Source organism: Ruegeria sp. F12, assembly GCF_056533885.1.
Genome location: NZ_JBQFOV010000011.1, coordinates 60,344 through 83,426 on the forward strand (window position 1 = coordinate 60,344; position 23,083 = coordinate 83,426).

The 23,083-nt window shown below is 56.8% G+C and carries 20 protein-coding genes and 1 tRNA gene; 15 read left to right on the top strand and 6 right to left on the bottom strand.

Annotation, left to right across the window (positions count from 1 at the left end; genetic code table 11):
- Positions 1-28: 28 nt before the first annotated feature.
- The 4 genes from ACR0CA_RS14810 (at position 29) to ACR0CA_RS14825 (ending at position 5,160) form a co-directional block, all read left to right on the top strand.
- Positions 29-2,449, top strand: coding sequence for a GcvT family protein (locus tag ACR0CA_RS14810; RefSeq protein WP_480899899.1), 2,421 nt, complete (start codon positions 29-31; stop codon positions 2,447-2,449).
- 104 nt (positions 2,450-2,553) lie between these two features.
- Positions 2,554-4,026 carry a flavin-containing monooxygenase gene (locus ACR0CA_RS14815; protein WP_480899901.1) on the top strand — a complete coding sequence of 491 codons (1,473 nt, stop codon included), beginning with the start codon at positions 2,554-2,556 and terminating at the stop codon, positions 4,024-4,026.
- Between the two features lies 1 nt (position 4,027).
- Complete coding sequence (locus ACR0CA_RS14820; RefSeq protein ID WP_480899903.1) at positions 4,028-4,999, top strand: alpha/beta fold hydrolase; 972 nt, start codon at positions 4,028-4,030, stop codon at positions 4,997-4,999.
- Positions 5,000-5,083: 84 nt separating this feature from the next.
- A tRNA-Met gene (locus tag ACR0CA_RS14825) sits at positions 5,084-5,160 on the top strand.
- A 549-nt stretch (positions 5,161-5,709) separates the two neighbouring features.
- Here ACR0CA_RS14825 and ACR0CA_RS14830 read toward each other — a convergent pair.
- The 5 genes from ACR0CA_RS14830 to ACR0CA_RS14850 all read right to left on the bottom strand — a co-directional run bounded on the left by ACR0CA_RS14830 (position 5,710) and on the right by ACR0CA_RS14850 (position 12,149).
- The gene (locus tag ACR0CA_RS14830; protein WP_170786845.1) at positions 5,710-6,609 is read right to left on the bottom strand and encodes a bile acid:sodium symporter family protein; all 900 of its coding nucleotides are present in this window, start codon (positions 6,607-6,609) and stop codon (positions 5,710-5,712) included.
- A gap of 80 nt (positions 6,610-6,689) precedes the next feature.
- On the bottom strand, positions 6,690-8,612 hold the full coding sequence (locus ACR0CA_RS14835; RefSeq protein WP_480899905.1) for an acyl-CoA synthetase: 1,923 nt from the start codon (positions 8,610-8,612) through the stop codon (positions 6,690-6,692).
- Between the two features lie 48 nt (positions 8,613-8,660).
- Positions 8,661-10,283 carry a GMC family oxidoreductase gene (locus ACR0CA_RS14840; RefSeq protein ID WP_170790762.1) on the bottom strand — a complete coding sequence of 541 codons (1,623 nt, stop codon included), beginning with the start codon at positions 10,281-10,283 and terminating at the stop codon, positions 8,661-8,663.
- A gap of 124 nt (positions 10,284-10,407) precedes the next feature.
- On the bottom strand, positions 10,408-11,211 hold the full coding sequence (locus ACR0CA_RS14845; protein ID WP_480899907.1) for an alpha/beta hydrolase: 804 nt from the start codon (positions 11,209-11,211) through the stop codon (positions 10,408-10,410).
- Positions 11,212-11,432: 221 nt separating this feature from the next.
- Positions 11,433-12,149 carry a sterol desaturase family protein gene (locus ACR0CA_RS14850; protein WP_480859908.1) on the bottom strand — a complete coding sequence of 239 codons (717 nt, stop codon included), beginning with the start codon at positions 12,147-12,149 and terminating at the stop codon, positions 11,433-11,435.
- A 108-nt stretch (positions 12,150-12,257) separates the two neighbouring features.
- On the opposite strand from ACR0CA_RS14850, the gene ACR0CA_RS14855 reads away from it, so the two are divergent.
- Positions 12,258-13,196, top strand: coding sequence for a LysR substrate-binding domain-containing protein (locus ACR0CA_RS14855; protein WP_170786855.1), 939 nt, complete (start codon positions 12,258-12,260; stop codon positions 13,194-13,196).
- Positions 13,197-13,207: 11 nt separating this feature from the next.
- Here ACR0CA_RS14855 and ACR0CA_RS14860 read toward each other — a convergent pair whose 3' ends face one another.
- Positions 13,208-14,251 (bottom strand): AraC family transcriptional regulator, encoded by a 1,044-nt coding sequence (locus tag ACR0CA_RS14860; protein WP_170786857.1) that lies wholly within the window; start codon positions 14,249-14,251, stop codon positions 13,208-13,210.
- 102 nt (positions 14,252-14,353) lie between these two features.
- Here ACR0CA_RS14860 and ACR0CA_RS14865 point away from each other — a divergent pair, with 102 nt between their 5' ends.
- The 10 genes from ACR0CA_RS14865 to ACR0CA_RS14910 all read left to right on the top strand — a co-directional run bounded on the left by ACR0CA_RS14865 (position 14,354) and on the right by ACR0CA_RS14910 (position 22,985).
- Positions 14,354-14,803 (top strand): hypothetical protein, encoded by a 450-nt coding sequence (locus tag ACR0CA_RS14865; protein ID WP_170786859.1) that lies wholly within the window; start codon positions 14,354-14,356, stop codon positions 14,801-14,803.
- Positions 14,804-14,816: 13 nt separating this feature from the next.
- On the top strand, positions 14,817-15,245 hold the full coding sequence (locus tag ACR0CA_RS14870; protein ID WP_170790754.1) for a 4-oxalocrotonate tautomerase: 429 nt from the start codon (positions 14,817-14,819) through the stop codon (positions 15,243-15,245).
- Positions 15,246-15,263: 18 nt separating this feature from the next.
- The gene (locus ACR0CA_RS14875) at positions 15,264-16,727 is read left to right on the top strand and encodes a coniferyl aldehyde dehydrogenase (protein WP_480899911.1); all 1,464 of its coding nucleotides are present in this window, start codon (positions 15,264-15,266) and stop codon (positions 16,725-16,727) included.
- 54 nt (positions 16,728-16,781) lie between these two features.
- Positions 16,782-18,011 carry an NADH:flavin oxidoreductase/NADH oxidase family protein gene (locus ACR0CA_RS14880; RefSeq protein ID WP_170790752.1) on the top strand — a complete coding sequence of 410 codons (1,230 nt, stop codon included), beginning with the start codon at positions 16,782-16,784 and terminating at the stop codon, positions 18,009-18,011.
- A 36-nt stretch (positions 18,012-18,047) separates the two neighbouring features.
- Positions 18,048-18,512, top strand: coding sequence for a GFA family protein (locus ACR0CA_RS14885; RefSeq protein ID WP_480899912.1), 465 nt, complete (start codon positions 18,048-18,050; stop codon positions 18,510-18,512).
- A 29-nt stretch (positions 18,513-18,541) separates the two neighbouring features.
- The gene (locus ACR0CA_RS14890; protein ID WP_170790749.1) at positions 18,542-19,279 is read left to right on the top strand and encodes an SDR family oxidoreductase; all 738 of its coding nucleotides are present in this window, start codon (positions 18,542-18,544) and stop codon (positions 19,277-19,279) included.
- Between the two features lie 12 nt (positions 19,280-19,291).
- The gene (locus tag ACR0CA_RS14895; protein ID WP_480859918.1) at positions 19,292-19,906 is read left to right on the top strand and encodes a DsbA family protein; all 615 of its coding nucleotides are present in this window, start codon (positions 19,292-19,294) and stop codon (positions 19,904-19,906) included.
- Between the two features lie 159 nt (positions 19,907-20,065).
- Positions 20,066-20,647 (top strand): antibiotic biosynthesis monooxygenase, encoded by a 582-nt coding sequence (locus ACR0CA_RS14900; RefSeq protein ID WP_170786873.1) that lies wholly within the window; start codon positions 20,066-20,068, stop codon positions 20,645-20,647.
- Positions 20,648-20,770: 123 nt separating this feature from the next.
- On the top strand, positions 20,771-21,226 hold the full coding sequence (locus ACR0CA_RS14905) for an acyl-CoA thioesterase (RefSeq protein ID WP_480899915.1): 456 nt from the start codon (positions 20,771-20,773) through the stop codon (positions 21,224-21,226).
- Positions 21,227-21,713: 487 nt separating this feature from the next.
- The gene (locus ACR0CA_RS14910) at positions 21,714-22,985 is read left to right on the top strand and encodes an imelysin family protein (RefSeq protein ID WP_480899917.1); all 1,272 of its coding nucleotides are present in this window, start codon (positions 21,714-21,716) and stop codon (positions 22,983-22,985) included.
- Positions 22,986-23,083: the final 98 nt, after the last annotated feature.

A 23,083-nucleotide genomic window follows, 5' to 3' on the forward strand; every position in this document is an offset into this window, starting at 1 on the left:
AAGAACCCAACTTGGATATGGCAGGCACATGAGAACGAATGCACAGGCAGTGGTGATTGGTGGCGGGGTGATCGGGTGCTCGATCCTCTATCATCTGACCAAACTCGGATGGTCGGATGTCGTCCTGTTGGAGCGGGATGAGTTGACCTCGGGCTCAACGTGGCACGCGGCGGCGAACATCCACGGGCTGCATGACAGCACAAATATCAGCCGCATTCAGCACTATACAATGAACCTTTATAACGCATTGGAAGCCGAAACGGGCCAAAGCTGCGGCGTGTTCCAGCCCGGCTCGCTGTATCTGGCGCAGACCCAAGAGCGTGAGCATCAACTTCGCCTGCAAGCCGCCAAAGCCAAGCTCTATGGCATGAACTTCTATGAGATCAGCATTGAAGAAGCGAAAAAGCTGAACCCGCTGGTCAATTATGATGGCATCCGTTGCGTGATGTTCGAACCCGATGGCGGCAATGTTGACCCGTCAGGCGTGACCAACGCCTATGCGGTTGGTGCCCGCCAACGCGGGGCCGAGATCCACCGTTTCACCCCCGTCACCGCGACCGAGCAGCAGGAAGATGGCACTTGGATCGTGCGCACCCCCAAGGGCGATATCCACACGCCATGGGTTGTGAATGCTGCGGGTCTGTGGGGTCGGGAAGTTGCGAAACTCGCCGGGATCGAACTGCCGCTGCAACCAACCGAGCACCAGTATTTCGTCACCGAAGCTATGCGGGATGTGCAGGCGCATGGCGCCCGCTTGCCCTCGGTCTCGGACCGGGATGGCGAGTACTATTTGCGTCAGGAAGGCAACGGTTTGCTGGTCGGGGCCTATGAGAAAGACATGAAGTTCTGGGCCGAGGACGGCACGCCGCTGGACTTCGCCCATGACCTGTTCCCCGATGATCTGGAGCGGATCGAAGAGAACATGATGAACGCCATCGAGCGCCTTCCCGCCGTGGGCGAAGCCGGGATCAAGCGCGTCATCAACGGCCCGATGATCTGGTCTCCGGATTCGAATGTCTTGATGGGACCGGTGCCCGAGGTTGATGGCTATTTCTGCTGCAACGGCATAATCCCCGGCTTTTCGCAATCCGGTGGCATGGGCCTTATGGCCGCGCAGTGGATCATCGAAGGCGAAACCCAATACGACATGTTCGCCTGGGACATGGCCCGCTTTGACACCTGGGCGACAAAGGAATTCACCAAAGCCAAGGTGCGCGACCAATACGCCCACCGTTTTGCGATTCACTTCCCGAACGAGGAGCGCAGCGCAGGCCGCCCTGCCCGCGTGCGCCCGATCTACGAAACCCAAAAGGCCATGGGTGCGGTCTTTGGCCTGAATGTCGGGTGGGAGCATCCGCTTTGGTTCGCGGATGAGTCGGGCACGGTGGATACCAACGGCTTTACCCGCCAGAACTGGTGGGCCCCTGTGGGCGAAGAATGCAAGATGCTGCGCGAGCGGGCGGGCATCATCGATATCTCGAACTTTGCCAAATACATCTGCAAAGGCCCCGGCGCGGCGGATTGGCTGAACGCAGTCTTTGCCAACACTATGCCAAAGGCGGTTGGCCGCTCTTGCCTGACACCTCTGATCTCGAAACGCGGTGGGATTGCAGGCGACTTTACTGTCACCCGCGTGGCCGAGGACGAATTCTGGATCATCGGCTCGGGTATGGCCGAGCGGTATCACAAACGCTTTTTCAAGCAGGTTTCACTGCCCGAAGGCACCACATTCGAAAGCCACACCGAAGCGATGTGCGGCTTTAACGTCGCCGGTCCGAAATCACGTGAGATCCTGCAACGCCTGACCAACACCTCGCTGGCAACCGAGGATTTCCCGTTCATGCGTTCGGCGATGATCGAGCTTGCAGGCGTCGAAGTTCTGGCCCTGCGCGTGTCCTTCACCGGTGACCTGGGGTGGGAGTTGCATTGCAGGACCGAAGATCAGGCGCAGCTTTATGAGGCGCTGCTGGAAGCGGGCAAAGACTTCGGCGCAGGTCCCGTTGGCAGCCGCGCGCTGATGTCGCTGCGGGTGGAAAAGGGCTATGGCTCGTGGAGCCGCGAATACAGCCCCGAATACTGGCCGCACGAGGTTGGGCTGGACCGTCTGTGCAAGCTCGACAAGGGTTTCCTGAACAAAGGGGCCGCGCAAAAGGTGCTTGAAAACCCCGCCCGAGAACAACTGGTTCTTCTGCATCTGGATGAGGTCGACGTGACCGCGTCCAACGCCGACGCGACCGGCGGTGAGCCGATCTTCAAAGACGGTGAAGGCATCGGTCGTGTAACGTCCGGCACCTATGGCTACACGGTCGGCATGTCGCTGGCGCTTGGGTATGTCAAAAACGCCCAGCCCGGCGATGAGGTCGAGGTGATGGTGCTGGGTCGACCGCACAAGGCCACTATCTTGAAAGAGCCCCCGTTCGACGCAAAAGGTGAGAAACTGCGCGCCTGATCAAACCGTGATCCGCCCCTGACCTAACGAGACCCTATCCACGCGCCCCACCCTGCCTATATCCTGAAACAACCATCTGGATCGTTTTGGGAGGGGCGGGGCGCGTGGAACATGAAACCGATATGCTGATCGTCGGCGCCGGGTTCTCGGGGCTGATTATGGCGATTGAGGCCCGCAAGCGCGGGATCACCGATATCACGGTCCTTGAAAAAGCGAGCGATATCGGCGGCACATGGCGGGAAAACACCTATCCCGGCGTCGCGTGCGATGTCCCTTCGCATCTTTATTCCATGGCCACGCACCTGAACCCGGACTGGAGCCGCGCCTATGCGGGTGGGGCCGAAATTCACGCCTATTTGCGCAAGGTCGCGCAGAATGAAGGTTTGTACGACCTTTGCCAGTTCCAGCAGAAACTGAAAACCGCCCGGTGGGATGGCAGCCATTGGCAGGTTGAAACCGAAGGCGGGGACATCTGGTCCGCGCGCATTTTGGTCTCGGCCATCGGCGCGCTGCATGTACCCAGCATCCCCGATATTCCCGGCGCAGACAGTTTTCCTGGCCCCAGCTTTCATTCTGCCCAATGGAATCACGAAGTACCTTTGTCGGGTAAACGGATCGCGGTGATTGGTACCGGGGCCTCGGCGGTTCAATTCGTGCCCGAGATTGCGAAAATGGCCGGGCAGGTCACGATCTACCAGCGTAGCGCGCCTTATGTTCTGCCCCGACCAGACGGCCCCATCGCGCCATGGGTGCGCAGGTTGTACCAGCGCATGCCCTTGTTGCCGAAACTGCGGCGCAAGCTGATCTACATGGTGTTCGAATACCGCCACCGTGTTTTTCGCCGCGAAAAGGGAGCCGTCAATTTCGCCATGAAGATGTGGCGCACCGCGCTTGAAAAAGCCATCACCGACCCGGCCGAGCGCGAAAAGCTGACCCCCGCTTATCAAATCGGCTGCAAGCGCATCCTCAGCTCGAACGATTGGTACCCCACCCTTGCGCGCGACAACGTTACGGTGGTGTCGCATCGCGTGAACAAAATCGAGGGCGACCAGATCACCGCCGCCGATGGATCGCAGGCGCAGGCTGATATATTGATCTGGGGCACGGGGTTTCACGTCACCGATATGGTCGATTATCTGAACATCTCCGGCGCGGATGGGCTGAGCCTGCGCGACGCCTGGGGCGAGGGGATGCAGGCCAATCTGGGGACTGCGATTGCCGGATTCCCGAACTTCTTCATACTGCTTGGGCCGCATACCGGGCTGGGGCATAACTCGGTCGTTCTGATGATCGAAGCGCAAGTCCGCCATATTGGCCGCGTTCTGGACGAGATGCAGCGCGGTGGTCTGCATGCAATCACCCCTGACGCTTCCAGACAGGCCGCCTTTGAACAAGAGATGCAGGACCGACACACAGACAGTGTCTGGCAGACGGGCGGCTGCGCTTCGTGGTATCAGGATGCCGAGGGGCGCAACACAACCCTCTGGCCCGGCACCGTGTCTGAATTTGAAAAGCGTATGGCCCAATCAGGTCTGGAGCATTACCAACCCCTCAAATCCCAAAGCGGAGACCATTGAGATGACCTTTCTGATTATCGTTCTTTTCGTCGCTGTATTTTTTGGTGCGATGAACCTGTGGACCCGTAAGCTGACACAAGACGGCGGCAAACGTGTTCCGCAACTGGGGCAGATCCAGCCTGTGCGCGGCGGCAGCATCCACTATGTCGAAAAAGGCGATCCATCCAATCAGAGCCTTGTCCTGATCCACGGCCTCACCGGGCAGCTTCAGCACTATACCTATGCGTTGGTGGATATGCTCGCGGATGACTACCATGTCATCGCTGTCGATCGGCCCGGATGCGGGTATTCAACCCGCGAGTCCGCCGATTTGGGGCGTCTGCCCGAGCAGGGCCGGATGATCCAGGAGTTTCTCGATATCAAAGGCGTGTCCGACCCCGTTCTGGTCGGCCATTCGCTGGGCGGCGCAGTTTCGCTGGCGATGGCGCTGGACTATCCTGACAAGGTCAAGGCACTGGCGCTTCTAGCTCCGCTGACACAGGTGATGTCCGGCCCGCCGCCCGTGTTCAAACCGCTCGAAATTAGGACCGAATGGTTGCGCAATTTCATCGGCAATACGATTGCCGTCCCCATGGCCGCCAAGACCGCCCCTCATGCTCTCAGCGCCGTCTTCGACCCTGAACCGGCACCGGATGATTTCCTGGACCGCGCCGGCGGCGCATTGGGTCTGCGACCATCAGCCTTCATCACCGCCTCCCAGGACGTAGTTGGCATAGACGATAGCCTTGAAGCTCAAGTGGCCCGCTATCCGGATCTCAAAGTGCCCGGAGGCATTCTTTACGGCGCACAGGACGCCATCCTGTCCCCCACTGCCCACGGCGCGCCGATGACGCAATATGGTCTGACCAACGAACAGATCGAAGGGTTGGGCCACATGATCCTGATCACCGCGCCCGACGCATGCGCCACCTTTATCCGCAGCATCGCAGAAGGCGCTGTCAACCCGAACCAATCCGCATCCGAAACCGGTTGAGGCCAGGCACAAAAAGAATCCGGTTTCAGGGAGATTTCCCTCTTGACCCTCTCGGGCCCCTCCCTTAAATCGCCTCTCACCCATGGCGGAGTAGCTCAGTTGGTTAGAGCAGCGGAATCATAATCCGCGTGTCGGGGGTTCAAGTCCCTCCTCCGCTACCACACCCCCCACTCTAGATTCTCTGTTTGGAATGAAGGCGCTTACACGCCAATGACAGCATCGATGATGTTGGCGAACTGGACCGCGTTTCTTTTCTCTGTGACCAGGACCCGCGAAACCATTGCGTCAGGCGGAACGCGTTCTGTATTTCGCAGCGAGCGCTTTTTTGGCGTTAACCGCGATTTGTTTGCCAGTCATGTCCTTGCACCTTGCGAGTTCATTGGCGCGGTCGGCGGGCACCTGCTAGGCTAGACCAGTGATTGTGCCCACCGACTCGCGTTCGACACAGCAGCAATCAATTCAGCCAACCCTACATGGTGCAATCCGCCCTGAATGACGGGACGTCCGCTGCCTAACATTTCAGTGTTTGCTGTTCTCATATCAGAACTCCCGGGCACCTCAGCCTGGCAATTACTTCTCGATCCAAGCCGCAGAAAACACTCGTTGAAAGCTCGCCCATTGGAAAGGCAGCGTCAAAAAAACCTGCCCAAAAGGGGCAGGTTTGCGTGATCAGAATTTGCGTGTGCATACTCTGATATTTGGTCAGAGGCTTACTCTGCAGCCACGCTTTGACGTACATCTCCGCGACTTCTCCAGCGGAAGTAGAACATGAACGGCAAAACTACGAGGTACATTGTGATCGAATACAGCGCGGATGGCAGCGCCATCGGCACGTCACTCAGCGATGTGCTGGTGCCGGTGATCACAATCGCCAGCGTAATGCCCAAGGGCGAGTTCTGAACGCTGGTTTCAATGCCAACCGTTTTGCCTTCGGTCTTGCTGAGGCCAAGGATTTTACCAAAGGCCAGACCAAGCAACATCAGCACCAGCGGCAGCGTCATGGTCGAATAGCCCAGCGTCGGCATGTAGGTGATGATCAGTTCGCGGTTGGCTGCGAACAGCGCCAGAATTAGAACGGCCCAGAAGATGACGGCGACGTTCTGCAGGGGGTTTTCAAGGCGACGGGCCAAACCGTTGAAGAAGTGGCGCACGATGATACCGGTCAGAACAGGCAGCGTTGTCACCAGGAAGGTAAAGATCGCGATCTCGAAGAACGAGAAGTCAGGCGCGCTTTCCCCCATGAAATACAGCACCGACCAGGTGGCCAGCGGCGGTACGGTAAGGAAGGCCATAACGCTGGTGACAGCGGTCATCGACACCGACAGGGCCAGATCGCCGCGTGAAAGCTTGGTGATCACGTTGCTGCTGACGCCGCCGGGGCAGAAGCTGAGCAACATCAGACCGGCGGCCATGACAGGCGGCAGGCTGAACGCCATGATGACGCAAAACGCCGCGATTGGCAGCAGGACGATTTGCGAAATGGCACCGATGGCGAAAGCGGTGCGGCGACGGAACACACGGCGGAAGTCGTCGATCTCCAGACCAAGCCCCAGTGAGAACATGATGAAAGCCTGCGCCGCAGGCACCACCACATTGATTGCGAAATCCATTGTTTTCCTCCCTCTTAAGGAAAACGGGCCCGCCTGTTTCGCCTCCCACGACGCTATAACGGACCCGTTGGGTGAGTGGTTTACATATCCACGGTGAAAGTGAACTGCCCCAAGGCGTGACGCATGGCGTCTTCACCGCTGGAAAGGGCCAGTTTTGCAACAACGCCGCGGCTCGAATCCTGCGCCACCTCAAGTGATCCGATTTCGGCTGCGTGTTGACCCGCCAGTTCACGGATGGTGCGTTCGATTTCCATCATGTTCAGCGTGACCTTGTGGATTTTACCAACAGCAGTCACTGGCAGGGCGTCGAGGCTGATAAAGTCTTTCGGCACCGCCGCACGTTCCGAGACATGCTCTTGCGCAAAGGCGGCAAGATCGGACACATCCACATCGATACCCGCGGACTTCTGGAAGTACATCACTGGAACCTCTCCCACCTTGGCGTCGGGACGGCCGATTACGGCAGCCATGGCCACTGCAGGGTGCTTGTGCATCGCTTCTTCGACGATCTTGGGGTCGATATTGTGGCCGCCGCGGATGATCAGCTCTTTCTTGCGGCCGGTCATCCAGAAATACCCTTCGGCATCGCAGCGGGCCAGATCGCCGGTGTTGAACCAACGTTTGCCGTCCTGCTCAAGCCAGATGCCTTTGTTCTGGCTTTCGATCAGATAGCCGTCAAACACGTTCGGTCCGGTGATAAAGATCACCCCGGCCTCATCCACATCGGCCCAGCGAACGAATTCGTCATTGTCGTTCAGGATGCCGATCTTCATGTCCTGATAAGGGAAGCGCAGACCGATCGAGCCGATACGCGGATTGTCCGTGATGATCGGGTTCATGGACGAGGCCAGAACGCCCTCGGTCATGCCATAGGCTTCAATGATCTTGACGCCGGTTTCATTGACGAAGGTGTTGAACAATTCGACCGGCATCGGTGCGGCACCACAGGCCCCAAAGCGCAACGAACTGAGGTCTTTGTCCTTATGTGGCACTTGCAGCAGAGCGCCATAGATGGTCGGCACGCCAGAATAGGAGCTGATGCCGTAATGTTCGACCATGTCCCAGAACCCGGCAATCACACCATCGCCGCGATAGCCTGAGGGAGAGGCCAGCACGACGTGGCCGCCATGCATCCAGGGCAACAGACCTGTCACCAGCATGGCGTTGGTGTGAAACAGCGGAAGACCACACAGCGCAGCGGTGCCGGGGCCAACATTCTCGGCACCAACATACAGGCTGGGGCACCACGAGTTGTAGACTTCGCCGAAATGGGTCCGGCGCACGATCTTGGGCAGGCTGGTGGTGCCACCGGTACACAGCATGGTCGAAGTGTCGTTGGGTCCGGGGCCTTCGAAATCCAGACCATCGGCATTTTCACCTGCGATCTCGTCCAGCAGACGGGTCAGGGTGACGTCGTCGCGGCCTTCGATGGTGGCCGAGACAGGCGGCAGCGGCAGTGTATCGGGCCACACGCCGTCACCTTTCATATAGGTGGCGAAGTTGACCAGCAGGATATGCTCCAGCGAGGGCACATCCTTGGCCGCAACGCTGGCTTTTTCCCAGATATCGACGCCCGGGGTCTGCTCCAGCGTGATCAAGATTTTCGCGCCCGCGCCTTTCAACAGATCGGCCATCTGATCGGCTTCCATCAGCGGGTTGATCGCCAGAATGCCACCGGCCGCACTGCCGCCCCAGATGGCGAAATGCGTCTCGGGCATGTTGGGCAGGATAAAGGCCGCCACATCGTCACGTCCCAGACCCATCCGGCGCAAAGCGTTGGCGGTCTGGGTGATGCGGCTCAGCAACTGCCCGTGGGTCAGCGTATAGGGCGTGCGCATCGCGGCAGCGCTCAGGAAAAAGCTGAGCGCAGGCGCATCGGGATTGATGGCCGCCCCTTTTTGCAGCGCCTCATAGGTGGTCTGCGGCAGATTGCGATCCTGCAGAGGAGTCTGTTCGAACGCCAGAATCTCATCCATGTTTTTCAGAACAACGTTGGTGCTCATCTTCTTTCCTCTTGTTCCTGCGCACCGCGATCGGCGCGCAGTTTTGCGTTAGCTTGCAGCCTTAATCATGTCGGCGGCTTTTTCGGCGATCATCATGGTGGGCGCATTGGTATTGCCCGAGATCAGGTTCGGCATGATCGACGCATCGACGACGCGCAGCCCCTCAAGCCCACGTACCCGCAGCTGCGGATCAACCACGGCCATGTCATCGGTGCCCATTTTGCAGGTGCCAACCGGGTGATAGATCGTGTCTGCGCGCGATCGGATGTGCTGTTCCCAATCCGCGTCTGTCTTTGCGTTTTCGGTGCCGAACATCTCTTTCTTGCGGTATTTCGCCAGCGCCGGAGCCTCAAGAATCTCGCGCGTCAGTTTCGCGCCTTTGATCATCGTTTCGAGATCACGGTCATCGGCCAAAAAGGCCGGATCAATGGCGGGCATGGCGAAAGGATCGGCGCTGTTCAGCGTGACCGAGCCCCGGCTTTCGGGGCGCAGTTTGCAGACATGGCAGCTGAAGCCGTAGCCATAGTGCAGCTTGCGCGAGTGATCATCGACCAGCGCAATTGTGAAATGAAGCTGCACGTCGGGGCGATCCAGATCAGGCGAGGTTTTCAGAAAAGCCGCGCCTTCTGCAAAGCAGGTGGCTGCCATCGACACGCCGGTTTTGCGCCAGCGGTTTATGTGACCCATCAGCTTCATGCCGCCCAAAAGGCCAATGCCGAAATTGTCGGTATCAGCCGATTTGTAGGCCAGCGTGAAGTCCATGTGATCCTGCAGGTTTTTGCCCACACCGGGAAGGTTGTGTCGCACCTCGATCCCGTGCTTTTCAAGATCTGCCGGGTCACCAATGCCGGACAGTTGCAGCAACTGAGGTGTCTTCAGCGCACCGCTGCACAGCAAGACCTCGCGCGTGGCTTTGACCTCGATATCGCGGCCCTTGCCATTTTCCTTGTAAACCACACCTGTCGCGCGTTTGCCGTCAAAGGTCAGACCTTTGGCATGCGCCTTGGTGATCACAGTCAGGTTCGGCCTGTCCATGATCGGGAACAGATAGGCCGCTGCGGCCGAGCACCGCTCGCCATTCTTGGCTTTGTCGTGGAACTGCGTGACCTGATAATAGCCAACGCCCTCATTGTCGCCGGTGTTGAAGTCCTCGCGCTCGCGAATCTGCAATTGCTTAGCGGCTTCGATAAAGTCCCGCGTCACCGGGCGAGATTCTTTCTGGTCCGAAACCTGCAGCGGACCAGCCCCACCATGCATGTCGTCGCCGCCACGCTCGTTATTTTCTGATCGTTTGAAATAGGGAAGAACACTGTCCCAATCCCAGCCTTCGCAGCCCAGATTCGCCCATTCGTCATAATCCTCGCGCTGACCGCGCACGTACAACATGGCGTTGATCGCGCTGGACCCGCCCAGAACCTTACCGCGGGGCTGATACCCCTTACGGCCATTCAGCCCCGGCTGCTCGACGGTTTCAAAAGTCCAGTTGTTGATCTTGAATGGCTTACCCGGAAGCATGGCCACAACAGCGGCCGGCATGCGAACCAATATGCTGTCTCCGTTGCCGCCGCCCGCCTCAAGCAGGCACACACTTACATTCGGATCTTCCGACAGACGGTTGGCCAGCACACACCCTGCTGATCCCCCACCAACAATCACGTAGTCAAACTGCATCGCATTCCTCCCTGTCACCAAAATGGCCAAAGGGCTCGCTTCGCAATAGCGTCGCATCGGTCAATTGTTTGACACTTTCGGCCAAAGATGCGCCCTGATGAACAATCGGCGTTTGATTTGCTGGTTATTCCGAGCAGTAGCTATCCACCATGCGAGCGAATTCAGTGGAAACCCAATCGTTGAGTTCTAGAGCTTGGGGCGTTTGCGGAGCGCTGTCTTCCATGGCGTGAAAAACACCGTGGAATGTGCGGAAAGTTACGCTGCAAGCCGCTCGCTTCATGCGATCGGCCATCTCCTCGGCTTCGGCCTGCAAGATGTCCAGATCACCCACGTAACCAAGGCTAGGTGGCAGACCGGACACATCTTTGGCGCGCGCCGGAACAGCGTAGGGCGAGATATCGTACCGCTTCTGCGTTCGTAGTTCTCGTAGCAACAAATGCCAGGCGAGCACCCCGTGTTCGCGCGTCCATGTGATCTTGTTCTTTGGCAGCTTTGTCCAGTTGGATGCGCGGTCATCGATCATTGGATAAAAAGGCATCATGAACGCGATCTTTGCGTCTCCGGAATCCCGCGCGCGCAACGCCGTCGACAGGACCAGCCCACCGCCCGAACTGTTCCCGGCCAGGATGAGGTTGCCCGCATCGCCGCCCAATTGCTCGGCATGATCACGCACCCAGAGCAGCGTGTCATAGCAATCGTCGTGCCCTGCTGGGTAAGGTGCCTCAACCGATAGCCGGAATGCCGGTGCTACGATGATGCAGGGGCGCGACGCCATCAGGCGTTGAAATAATGCATGATGGCGTTCCGGCCAGCCTGTCGCGTATCCACCACCATGGAAGAACACCACAATGGGCAGCGGACCCTTGCAATTGGTGGGCTTGTAGATACGTACACGAACTTCACCGGTTCCATCCCGGCGCGGAATCATGACCGTTTCGTTGACCGCGTTTTCAAGCTGTTTTTCCGCTGCTTTCTTTCTGCCGCGGGTTGAGATTTTGAGCCCCGTTGGACTTTTGATGAGCCACATGGCCACCCGTTGACCAAAAGGACGCGGGTCTGATTTAGGCATAGGAGATCCTGAATTTTCAAACGCTCAGCAATACTTAGGCGACGGGCATTTCCCCGCCGCCTTAAACTGCGACTGCTCGGTTACTGAGGCTGCGGGTTCGCACCATTATCCGATGGTTTCTGCTGGTCATTTGCGTCGAAATAGAGCGTGCCGAAAATCCAATCGAACAAGGGCAGAGTGATGTTGAAGTTGCCCTCAACCATCACGTCGCGATTGTGATGCACAGTGTGAAACAAACGCAGGTACGTCCAGCCGGGGATAAGTCGGAAAATGCGTTCGGTGACCGAACCACGCTGCAGGTGGTAGCTAAAATGCAGGACTTCATACAGCAGATAGCAAGAGGTCATCGTGATGAAGAACAGATAGCCGTAGTTACCCCCAAAGAGGAAGTAGGACACCAGACCTCCGGGGATTGAAATTGCCACCGTGGTCAGAACGAGCAGATAGATCGGGAAGATCACGACGCGCCAATCCAGGACCATCTGATATTCCATGTCCGTATCCACGAAAAAGGTGTGATGGTCGCCTGTGTGACGCTGATAAAACAGCTTGAAAAGCTTTGTTTTGTGATGCCCCCAATAGTTATGAGATGCCCACTCACCCAGATTATAGGCGACATAGGTCGCGACAACGAACCAAAGTTGGTAGAGCTTAAAATCCACCAGTTTGGTCGTACCCCACCAGATCAAAGATCCTGCGCCGATCACAACGACAGACAGGTGCAGCAGACCGCTGTAGTTTGGGCTTACGCCTGCGCGGTACTTGGCTCGAAACTTCTCTCTTGCTTCATCATTCATAACTGGGTCCTCCCTAACCAAAAGTTGCCAGTCAGAATATGCAGATTTGATATAGCTTCTAATTTATATTACTTAAGGATATTATCACTCTGGGAAATAACTAAGCTAATGCTAAGAAATCACGACCTGAATCTGCTTCCAGTCTTCGATATTTTGATGCGAGAACAGCACTTGTCCAAGGCAGCAGAGCGTCTGAACATGAGTCAACCTGCTGTCAGCAACGCGCTCAAACGACTGAGACAGGGATTCGATGACGAGTTGTTTGTACGCACCGGTCGAGGTCTAAAGCCGACGCAACGCGCACTTGATCTGCATGCCAAGGTTGCCCCTGCGCTCGTACAGATCAGAAGCAGTTTCGAAGACCAGGAGTTTTCTGCAGAGACGTTTTCCCGAACCATCGATGTCTCGATGAATCATGCAGTCGAACACATCTGGGGGCCCGTATTGATGAGGGAAGCCCGAAAGCAGGCGCCAAATCTAAAGTGGAGGGTACATCCAGATTACCTGGATGAAATTCCTGTGCGTCTCAAGGATGGAAGATTGGGATACGCGGTTGACTACACGCCTATGCCGGAAGACCACTTTGACTCGCTGCTGATATTGCGTGAGTCGCTTACGCTTATCAGTGCCGCCGATCATCCATGCGCAAAAACAGGAGTGTCGCTGGAAGAGTTTCAAACGCTGGCACATGTTTCGCTGGTGCGAAGGTTTGGTATTGTTCGCAGCCAGAACAGTCGACGAACTACCCCTTTGGAGTTTTTGTTGGGAAACTCGCTTCCGGCTCGCAATATCGCTCTGCAAATGTCGAGTTTTGTTTCCATCCCTGAAGTCGTTGCCGCAACCGACCTTATTGCTGTAGTCCCCACCCGTTTGGCCCGACCCTTGGTCGACGCCGGTTCGCTGGTTTCGCACAACCTTCCGTTCGACTATCCAGAAATCGAGGTGCGCCTATACTGGCACAAAAGCCGAAACACTGATCCGGGTCACGGGTGGCTTGTAGACTTACTGGCGCGATCAGCGGCAACGCTTGCAGAAACCAACAATTGACGTTGCTACTGTTAGCACGTCAGTTTGTTGTCTCCATATCGGGATGAATGTTTCAAACTGCCGGGCGAGTAGCCGTATTTTTTGGTAAAGGCTCTTACGAAGCTGGATGGCTCTGAATAGCCGGTTCTCCAAGCGACGGTTGAAACATCCAGGCCGGCCGTGCTCAGCAACTCATGCCCAATTGCCAGTTTCGCCTCTGTCTGGATCTTTCTGAAACTTGTCCCCTCCTTGGCAAGACGACGGCGCAACGTGCGTTCACTTGTCCCTAGCTTTGAAGCGATTGAAACGATTGTTGGATCGTTGTTGATTTCCAACAAAGTGGCTTCGCGGACTTGCGCCGTCATTTCCGGAATATCGGAGTTTTCCAGGTTTAGTAGGCTTCGGCATTGCCTCAGGCAATTCTCCATCGTTGCTGGGTTGTGCTGCGGCAAGGGCATATCAAGAAGCTTTTGGGGGAGGATGATCGAGTTTCTCCGACAACTCAGCGTGACGCTGATTCCGAGTTCAGTTTTTATTGCGGACGCGACCGCCGGATTATCCAGCGTGGTTTCAAAGACCACGCGCGACATAGAAAACCTGGGCAGAAACTGCGAGGTGAAGTTGCTAACAACCGTCAGGTGCCTTTCCAGCACAAAACTCTCGACTGCCTTTGGCAGACCGCTGATATCCAAATTTAGGGCAGGTGGATCTTCGAGCTCGTTTAGACGCAATCGGGCGATCACGAACGACAGGTTCGCGAAATCTATAGCCGTTTTTAGTCCAGCACGAAGAGTTGGGCTGCTCAAAATAGCATATCCCCAAATGCCAAAGACTTCGGGTCTGTAGCGGCGACCAATTTCAATTCCCATTCCAGGGCGGTCAGGCGCGTACTTGATGAAATTTTCTATCGCCGCAACTTCTTGCCCAAGCGTCACAGTCGCCTCGTTCTGGTAGAGATCGAAAGTGACCAGCCCGGTATCCTCCAGGCATTGTTCGGGAGTTACACCATATTTTGCTGCTTCCTCGCACAGGATGCGGATGCTGCCCGGTGATCGTTTCAGGGACGCGTTTTGCATGTTTTGAACCTAAACACTGTGGCCGATAATGTCAAAAAGATGTCCGCTGTCATCATCGAAAATTGATCCCCAAAAACCGAAATTACCGGGCAGGAGGATGTTATGCGATCACTCATTGCCATTCAGGAAGGTCAGATCTCACTCGAGCAGATCAAAGCGCTCGAGGAAGTCGTGCGCAAGCTTTATGTCGAGCACGTATGCGACGACAAACTGACGATCATCTGGAACGTCGCTGCCAAACAGCACACGATCACAGATCGCCGTTGGTCACGCTCGTCGACTGTCTCGATGGAAGTGCCGGACGGGTTTGAAACGCAACGCCGCGAAGCCTTCATGCTGGAGGTCGATAGATGCTGGCGCAAAATCACCGGTCAGCACCCGGATCAGGTGTCTGTGGGTGCATTCGACCAGTCCCGTTATGGCGACATTCTGAAAGGCAACCTGACACGCTTGTCGCCTTGGGGACGCTTTACCTATCTGTTCAAGCTGTTTTCGCGCGCGATGATCTCAAAAATGCGCCACGGCGTGCTGATCACGCAGTTCAATCAATAGGAGAGGAATTGATATGCCGCTCTATACTCTTGCATCCAAGAAACCTTTCCCCGAGCAGATCCGATTTGACATCGCGCAGGTCATCACCGATGTGCATTGCGGCCTAACTGGCGCGCCGTCCGAGTTCGTGAACGTTGTTTTCATGACCGGCTACAGCATGCGACGCGGAACCGTTTTGGGCGTGAACGGCAACGTCCGCATGGGCGGTGACCGGACCGCTGGTCTCTATGAAAAACTGAACGAGCAGATGCACACGCGTATCTCCGAGGCGGCCCAGCTGGAAAAAAGCAAGGTGCTGGTCACGCTGATCGGCATCGAATCTAACTGGGTGGTCGAAGGCGGTATGGTTCTGCCCTTCCCAGGCGACGAAGCCGACTGGCTTGAGCGCAAGAACGCCACCCATGCCGCAATGGGGATTGGCCCCGTAACTGATTACATTTAAATCCAGGAGGGTTTAACAATGTCCGCACCGCACCTGACACCCGTTAAATCGGAAACGCCTGATCTCGAGGCTCTGCTTCTGGCTCAGAAAAAGGCCTATCTGGCCGATCCCATGCCCGACCGGGCGGCTCGGGTGCGGCGTCTGGACAAGCTGCACAACGCGCTGATCGACAACAAGGCGCGCATCATCGCGGCGGTCAGCAAGGATTTCTCGAACCGCTCGGCGGCTGAAACCGAACTGGCCGAGATCATGCCGCTGCTGGACGGTATCGCCTTTTACCGCAAGCGCCTGCGCAAGTTCATGAAACCGCAGCGCCGCCACGCGCCGCTGACCCTGATGCCTGCCAGCATTCAGGTGCAATATCAGCCCGTGGGCGTGGTTGGCATCGTGGTGCCGTGGAACTTCCCAATCTTCCTGGCCCTGTCGCCGTTGGTAGGCGCCCTGGCCGCGGGCAACCGCGCGATGCTGAAATCGTCGGAATTCGCACCGGCCTCGGGCGATCTGCTGAAAGAAATCATCGCCGATATCTTCTCTGAGGACGAAGTAACCGTTGTCACCGGTGGTGTCGAGGTCGCGACTGAGTTCACCAAGTTGCCGTTCGACCATCTGGTGTTCACCGGTTCGACTCAGGTCGGCAAGATCGTGATGAAGGCCGCTGCCGACAACCTGACGCCGGTTACGCTGGAGCTGGGTGGCAAATCGCCGGTCATCATCCACAAGGACTTCCCGATTGATGAAGCCGCCAGCCGGATTGCATTCGGCAAAGGCATCAATGCCGGTCAGGTCTGCGTGTCGCCCGATTACATCCTGTGCCCGCGCGACAAGGTGAACGCCTTTTGCACAGCCTTTGCGGATTCGATGAGCAAAGCCTACCCGGCCCTGCGCGACAATCAGGACTATACGGCGATCATCACCGACCGTCAGAAAACCCGCCTTGAAGGCTATCTGAAAGACGCCGAGGCAAAAGGTGCCGAGCTGATCACCATCAACCCCAAGGGTGAGCATTTCAACGACACGCGCAAGATGCCGATGACCCTGATCCTGGGCGCGACCGAAGAGATGCTGGTGCTGCGCGAAGAGATATTTGGCCCGATCCTGCCGGTGATCCCCTACGACTCGATTGATGAAGCTGTGGCTTACGTCAATGACCGCCCGCGTCCGCTGGCCTTCTACTACTTCGATTGGGATAAGAGCCGCGCCAATGACATTCTGGCCCGCACCCATGCGGGTGGTGTCTGCATCAACGACACCATGTCTCATGTGATGGCCGATGACATACCGTTCGGCGGCATCGGTCCGTCGGGCATGGGACACTATCACGGCGAAGAAGGCTTCCGCAATTTTTCGAAGGCCAAGGGCGTGGTTCGCAAGGGCCGCATCAACGCCACCGCTTTTGTTGCCCCACCCTGGGACAACTTCATGTTCAACAGCCTGAAAAAGCTTCAGGCGATGCGCTTCCGGCGCCGCAATATTCAGGAGTAAAGACCAATGGTTGCTGCTCAGAAGATCGAAACGACGAATCAAGGAAACACAGAAATGGCAACGCTTGGGGATTCCCTGACGCTGAAATCGGGAACGGTTCTGCGCAACCGGATCTGCAAAGCTTCGATGAACGAAGCTCTGGCCACTCCGGACGGTAAAGTCACACCTGCCCACGTCTCGCTGTACGAGGCATGGGCCCATAGCGGCGCGAGCCTGCTGATCACCGGCAACATGATGGTTGACGGCAAGCACATGAACGAACCGCTGGTCGTGGATGCGCTGCTGGACAGCAACATGGACCTGCTGCGCAAATGGGCGGCCACCGGCAAGGCGACCAACACCCATATCTGGCCGCAGCTGAACCACCCGGGCAAGCAGTCGCCCAAAATGGTCAACGACGCACCGGTTGCACCTTCGGTCGTGCCAATCCCGAATGAGATGTTCGCCCCCCCGCGCGAGCTGTCCGATTCCGAGATCGAGGACATCATCGACCGGTTCGCCGAAGCCGCCGCCCGTCTGGAAGAGGCAGGTTTCACCGGCGTTCAGCTGCACGGCGCGCATGGCTATCTGATCGGCCAGTTCCTGTCGCCGCATCACAACCGCCGCGAAGACAAATGGGGCGGCAGTTTTGACAACCGCTTCCGCTTTGTCGAAGAGGTCTACAAACGCGTCCGCGCCCGTACCGGCCCCGGTTTCAACGTTGGCATCAAGATCAACTCGTCCGACTTCCAAAAGGGCGGTTTCACCGAGGAAGACTCGATCGAAGTGGCCAAGCGTCTGGACGGTCTGGGCATCGACCTGATCGAAATCTCGGGCGGCAGCTGGGAAAACCCGGTTAACCGCAAGGGCAAGCAGGAAGTCAAAAAGGAGAGCACCCTCAAGCGCGAGGCATATTTCCTGGAATATGCCGAAAAGGTCAAAAGCCAGATCTCGACCCCTCTGGTCGTGACCGGCGGTTTCCGCTCGTCCGAGGGCATGAGCGAAGCTCTGGCAACCGGCGCTCTGGATATGGCCGGTGTGGCCCGTCCTTTCGCCGTCGATCCCAAGTTCGGCACTCATGTTCTGCAGAACCCCAAGCACGTATCGCATGTTGCGCCCATCCGTTCGGGTCTGAAGAAGATCGACGCAATGGCGATCATGGAGATCAGCTGGTACACAATGCAGATCGAACGCATCTCGCAAGGTAAGAAGGTGCAGACCAAAGCGGACGGTGTCTGGCCGGCGCTGCGCGTGATGTACCGGTTCTGGAAAAACGGCAAAGCGGTCAAAAAGGTCCGCGCCTGATCTCACGGAACCCTGCCCGCAACAAGGAAGAGTTAGATGACGCATTCCAACGGCACCTGTAGCTGCGGGCAGGTTCACTTCAAAACACAAGGTCGCCCGCTGCTTAGGGCGATCTGTCACTGCACCATTTGCCAGCGGTTCAACGATGCCGAATATGGCGATATCCTGCTGTTTCGTGCTGCGGACGTGGACCAGGCCGGGTGTGGTGAAATTGTATACGAAAGCCTGAAGCAGCCGCCTTTGCTGGCGCGTGGCAGATGCACAGCATGCGGCAACCCGGCACTGGAAAAATTGAACGTGCCGCTGTTTCCAAAACTGATTTTGGTGCCCTCGGCCCGGATTGTCGAACAGTCAGACCTACCTTCACCCGATTTCCACATCTTTTACAATCACCGGGTCCGTGAAGCGCAGGACGATCTGCCGAAATCCAGCGGCTATCTGCCCAGCCAGGCTCGATTTACGATCCATCTGCTGCGCGGTTTGTTTCGCGGTCACGGCTGACCGGATGTTGAGCTACTGAGGAGAACGAGATGCAGAACCCCAATGGTGCATGTTTGATAATCGGAGCTGGCGATGACACAGGCTCTGCTATCGCCCGGGCATTTGCCCGCGAGGGGTTAACCGCTTGTGTCGTTCGCCGCGACCGCCATGCCCATGCTCTTGAGGCGCTGGCGGAATCAATCCGCGACGAGGGTCATCAGGCCCGCGCCTATCCCGCTGATGCACGGGATGAGACCGAGATGCACAATCTGATCGGTAAGATCGAGGAGGAGGTTGGCCCAATCGAGGTCGCCGTTTTCAACATCGGGGCCAATGTGCGTTTTGGCATCACCGAGACCACCCCGCGCGTCTATCGCAAGGTCTGGGAGATGGCCGCTTTCGCCGGGTTCTTGATGGGTCACGAGGTCGCCGCCCGGATGCTACCGCGCGAACGCGGGACGATCATTTTCACCGGAGCATCGGCCAGTATGCGTGGCAATGCCGGGTTCTCGGCCTTTTCGGGCGCGAAACACGCGCTGAGGGCGCTGGCGCAGTCCATGGCGCGCGAGTTGGGGCCAAAAAACATCCACGTCGCCCATACGGTGATCGACGGGGCCATCGACAGCAATTTTATCCGCGAACATTTCCCGGATGTGGATCAGATGCGCGAGGAAGACCGTATTCTGAACCCCGAGCATATCGCGCAGAATTATGTGATGCTGCACAAACAACCCCGTACGGCCTGGACGCATGAGATGGACCTGCGTCCCTGGAAAGAAACCTGGTAACTGGAGCGAACCATGACAGCTCAGGTAGACTTCATCTACGATTTCGGCAGCCCTAACGCCTATCTGGCCCATTGCCTGGTCAATGACATCAAGACCCGAACCGGCGCGTCGTTCAACTACATTCCTTGTCTTTTGGGCGGGATATTCAAAGCGACAGGCAATCAGTCTCCGTTTCTCATGTTCCGGGACGTCAAAGGTAAGCTGGATTACGACCGCGTGGAGTTTGAACGGTTTATTCGCCGGCATAAGCTGTCGAAGTTCCGAATGAACCCCCATTTCCCGGTTAACACGTTGCTTATGATGCGGGCGGCGGCAGCCGCTGAGGTTGACGGATTTCAAGGCAACTACATCACGGCAGGGATGGCCGCAATGTGGGAAAAGGGGCTCAAAATGGATGATCCGGACGTGTTTGTCTCGGCGATGAACGATGCAGGACTCGACGGTCAAAATCTGTTGGAGCGTGCCAATGAAGATGCGGTCAAAGAGCGCTTGAAAAACAACACCAGCGCAGCTGTCGAGCGTGGTGTCTTCGGCATCCCCACCTTCTTTGTCGGAGAAGAAATGTTTTTCGGCAAGGACCGGTTGGATCTCGTGGAACGAGAGCTTGAAAGCATCTCGAGCTCTTGAAAACCAAGACATCAGGGATCTTCAGCGATGCGAGGGTCCATTTTGCAATTACACAGATTGATGTTGGTTTAGGAAAACCGCAGAGGCGCTGCGTTTCGGCTGATCAAAGGTCGTTCACGCGCCTCATAGCAGGAAACTTGGCTCACAATGACTGATCACATGACACATCACCGAGACACGGACAACAACCCCGTAACGATCTCTGTTTCACGTCGCGTCGTGCCGGGGCGCGAGGCCGAATTCGAGGATTGGATCCGAGGCATAGCCGAGGCTGCATCGCATTTCGAGGGGCAACAAGGTTTAAGCATTTTGCGCCCTTCCGAAAAGACTGGCGGACGCTACGTCATGATTTATCGTTTCGATAATTACGAACATGCTGCCGCCTGGGAAACCTCGCCCGAGCGATCCGAGTGGATTGCCAAGCTGGAAGGGATATCCGATGGCGATGCAGATCGCAAAAGCGAGACCGGTCTCGAAGTGTGGTTCGATATGCCCGAGATCCCTGCAGCCGTTCCACCACCACGCCATAAAATGGCTGTTGTATTGATCGTTGTGATCTTTGCCCTTGTCTTTGCGCTTCAGGTTTTCCTCGTTCCTTTCATGACTGGTTGGCCACGTTGGGCACAGACGCTCAGCATCGTCACAATTCAGGTTGTGTCGATGACATATCTGATAATGCCAATCATAACTCTGCTGCTAAAGCCGTGGTTGTTTCGCAACCAAACTCAGGCAATCAAATAGATGTCTTGCCGTTCTTTGAAGGGATCAATGGACAATAGGGCGTTCCTTATGGTTGTCAGAGTAGGCTCGTCAAAGGCCTCTTCACGTTCTCCATTTTAGACTCACAATGGTGTATTTCGCGCAATGAACGAAGACATATCCTCACTTGCAGATTATCCAAACTCCTTCTGGAAACGGTTCAAGGTCACGGCGGGCGATCTGGACGGCTTCCACCACGTAAACAACGCTGTCTATTTGAAATGGATGGATGCTACCGTTTGGGAACATACGCGGCATGTCGGTTTGACCGAGCAAGCCTGCCTCGACCTGAATCGCGGTATGGCCGCAGTGCGCCACGAGATCGATTATCTGTCCTCCGCTTTTTTGGATGATGAGATCGTCGTGCACAACTGGCTCTCGGTGAATGATGAGCGTTTGCGTTGCAGTCGCCTGTTTCAGATGATCCGATTGGGTGACAGCAAAACGATATTGCGCGCCAGATCAGACTATGTGTGTACCAATCTGACAACTGGACGTCCGACACGTATGCCGAATGAATTCAAGACCGGATATAAAGTCACAATCCCTCGAAGCGGCTGACAGCGATCCGCTGCAAACATTGCGCAGGATCACCCAAAACCCCTTGAAAGTTTGATTTCGCAATGCGGAATATAGTTGTCCGCTTTTGGGGATTGGGTAGCGTTTGGGTGACAAGTCCCGTGTGGTTGGGTGTGGCGCTTTGTGGTGGTTTGCCCGCCAGAAACTCACCGTCGCCAATAAGTTGACGATGTCGGTTGTAGCGGCCTGCGAACTCTCGGACCGTACCAGAACTCGGTCATGATCCGCGCAACGGGGTTCAAGCCCCTCCTCAGCCTTCACCTTCCCCAAACAGTTTTAGACCACAGACTCGCTGCGTTCGGTTCGACCGACCAGTATCTGTGCATCATCTGTCTTGGGTATTTGCGCGGAGTTTATATCTGATTAAAAAACTCAGGTTGACATAGGCGACTAATTCACTCAGTTATTCGTCAGCCAGCACCAATCAGGTGCGCCGACCACTCTGAATTAACAAAAAAGACCTGATCCCATGACCAGATTCCATGCTGCTGCCAGCGCGCTGGCGCTGTGCGTTGCAACCAATGCGTCCGCCGCCGAGACCCCCTCGAAAGCCGACATCCTCGCCACTTACGCCAATATCGCCCAAGCGAAATACGATGACAGCTTGATCGCCGCCAAAATGCTACAGACGGCAGTGAATGCCCTGATCGCCAACCCTTCGGACGCGACGTTGGCAGCGGCCAAGGCGGCTTGGATTTCCGCGCGCGTGCCCTATCAGCAGACCGAGGTCTACCGGTTCGGAAACCCAATTGTCGACGAGTGGGAAGGCAAAGTGAACGCGTGGCCGTTGGATGAAGGGCTGATCGACTATGTGGATGCCACTTATGGCGGCCCATCGGACGAGAACGAGTTCGCCGCGCTGAACGTCATCGCGAACCCCAACTTTACCCTGTCGGGCCAAACCATCGATGCCAGCCAGATCACCCCCGAACTGCTGGCCGAAACCCTGCACGAGGCTGATGGGATCGAAGCGAACGTAGCCACCGGTTATCATGCAATCGAGTTTCTGCTGTGGGGGCAGGACCTGAACGGCCACGGCGCCGGGGCCGGAAACCGCCCGTGGACGGACTATGCCTCCGGCGCCGATTGCACCGGCGGGAATTGTGACCGTCGCGGAGAATATCTGCGCGCTGTGACCGATTTGTTGGTCAGCGATCTAGACTGGATGGCTGCACAATGGGTTGAAGGCGGTGATGCGCGCTTGGCACTGACCGAGAACGAGGCCGCAGGCGTCAGCGCAATTCTGACCGGCATGGGCTCGCTGTCTTATGGAGAACAGGCCGGTGAGCGGATGCGCCTCGGCCTGATGCTGAATGATCCGGAAGAGGAACATGATTGCTTCTCGGACAACACCCATAACAGCCACTACTATGACGGTCTGGGCATCCAGAATGTCTATCTGGGCAGCTACACCCGGATCGACGGCACTCCGATCTCGGGCGCATCGCTGTCTGATCTTGTCACTGCGACCGACCCCGCGCTGGATGCCGAGATGAAGGCGAAGCTGGCCAATACAATGCAGGCGCTGGGCCGGATCAAATCGACAGCCGAGGCCGGGTTCGCCTATGACCAAATGCTGGAACGCGGTAATGCAGGTGGCGAGGCCTTGATCATGGGCGGCGTGAACGGCCTGATCGATCAGACCAAGACCATCGAACGCATCGTCACCAAGCTGGAGCTGGATCAGATCGATTTTGAAGGCTCGGACAGTTTGGACAACCCCAACGCAGTCTTCCAGTGATCCCACACCTGTGGGGCGGCATCTCACCGCCGCCTCGCAGGTTTTTGAGGGCTGGCAGACGGTTTGCCGCAGGACATTCAGCAATTAACCGACTATTA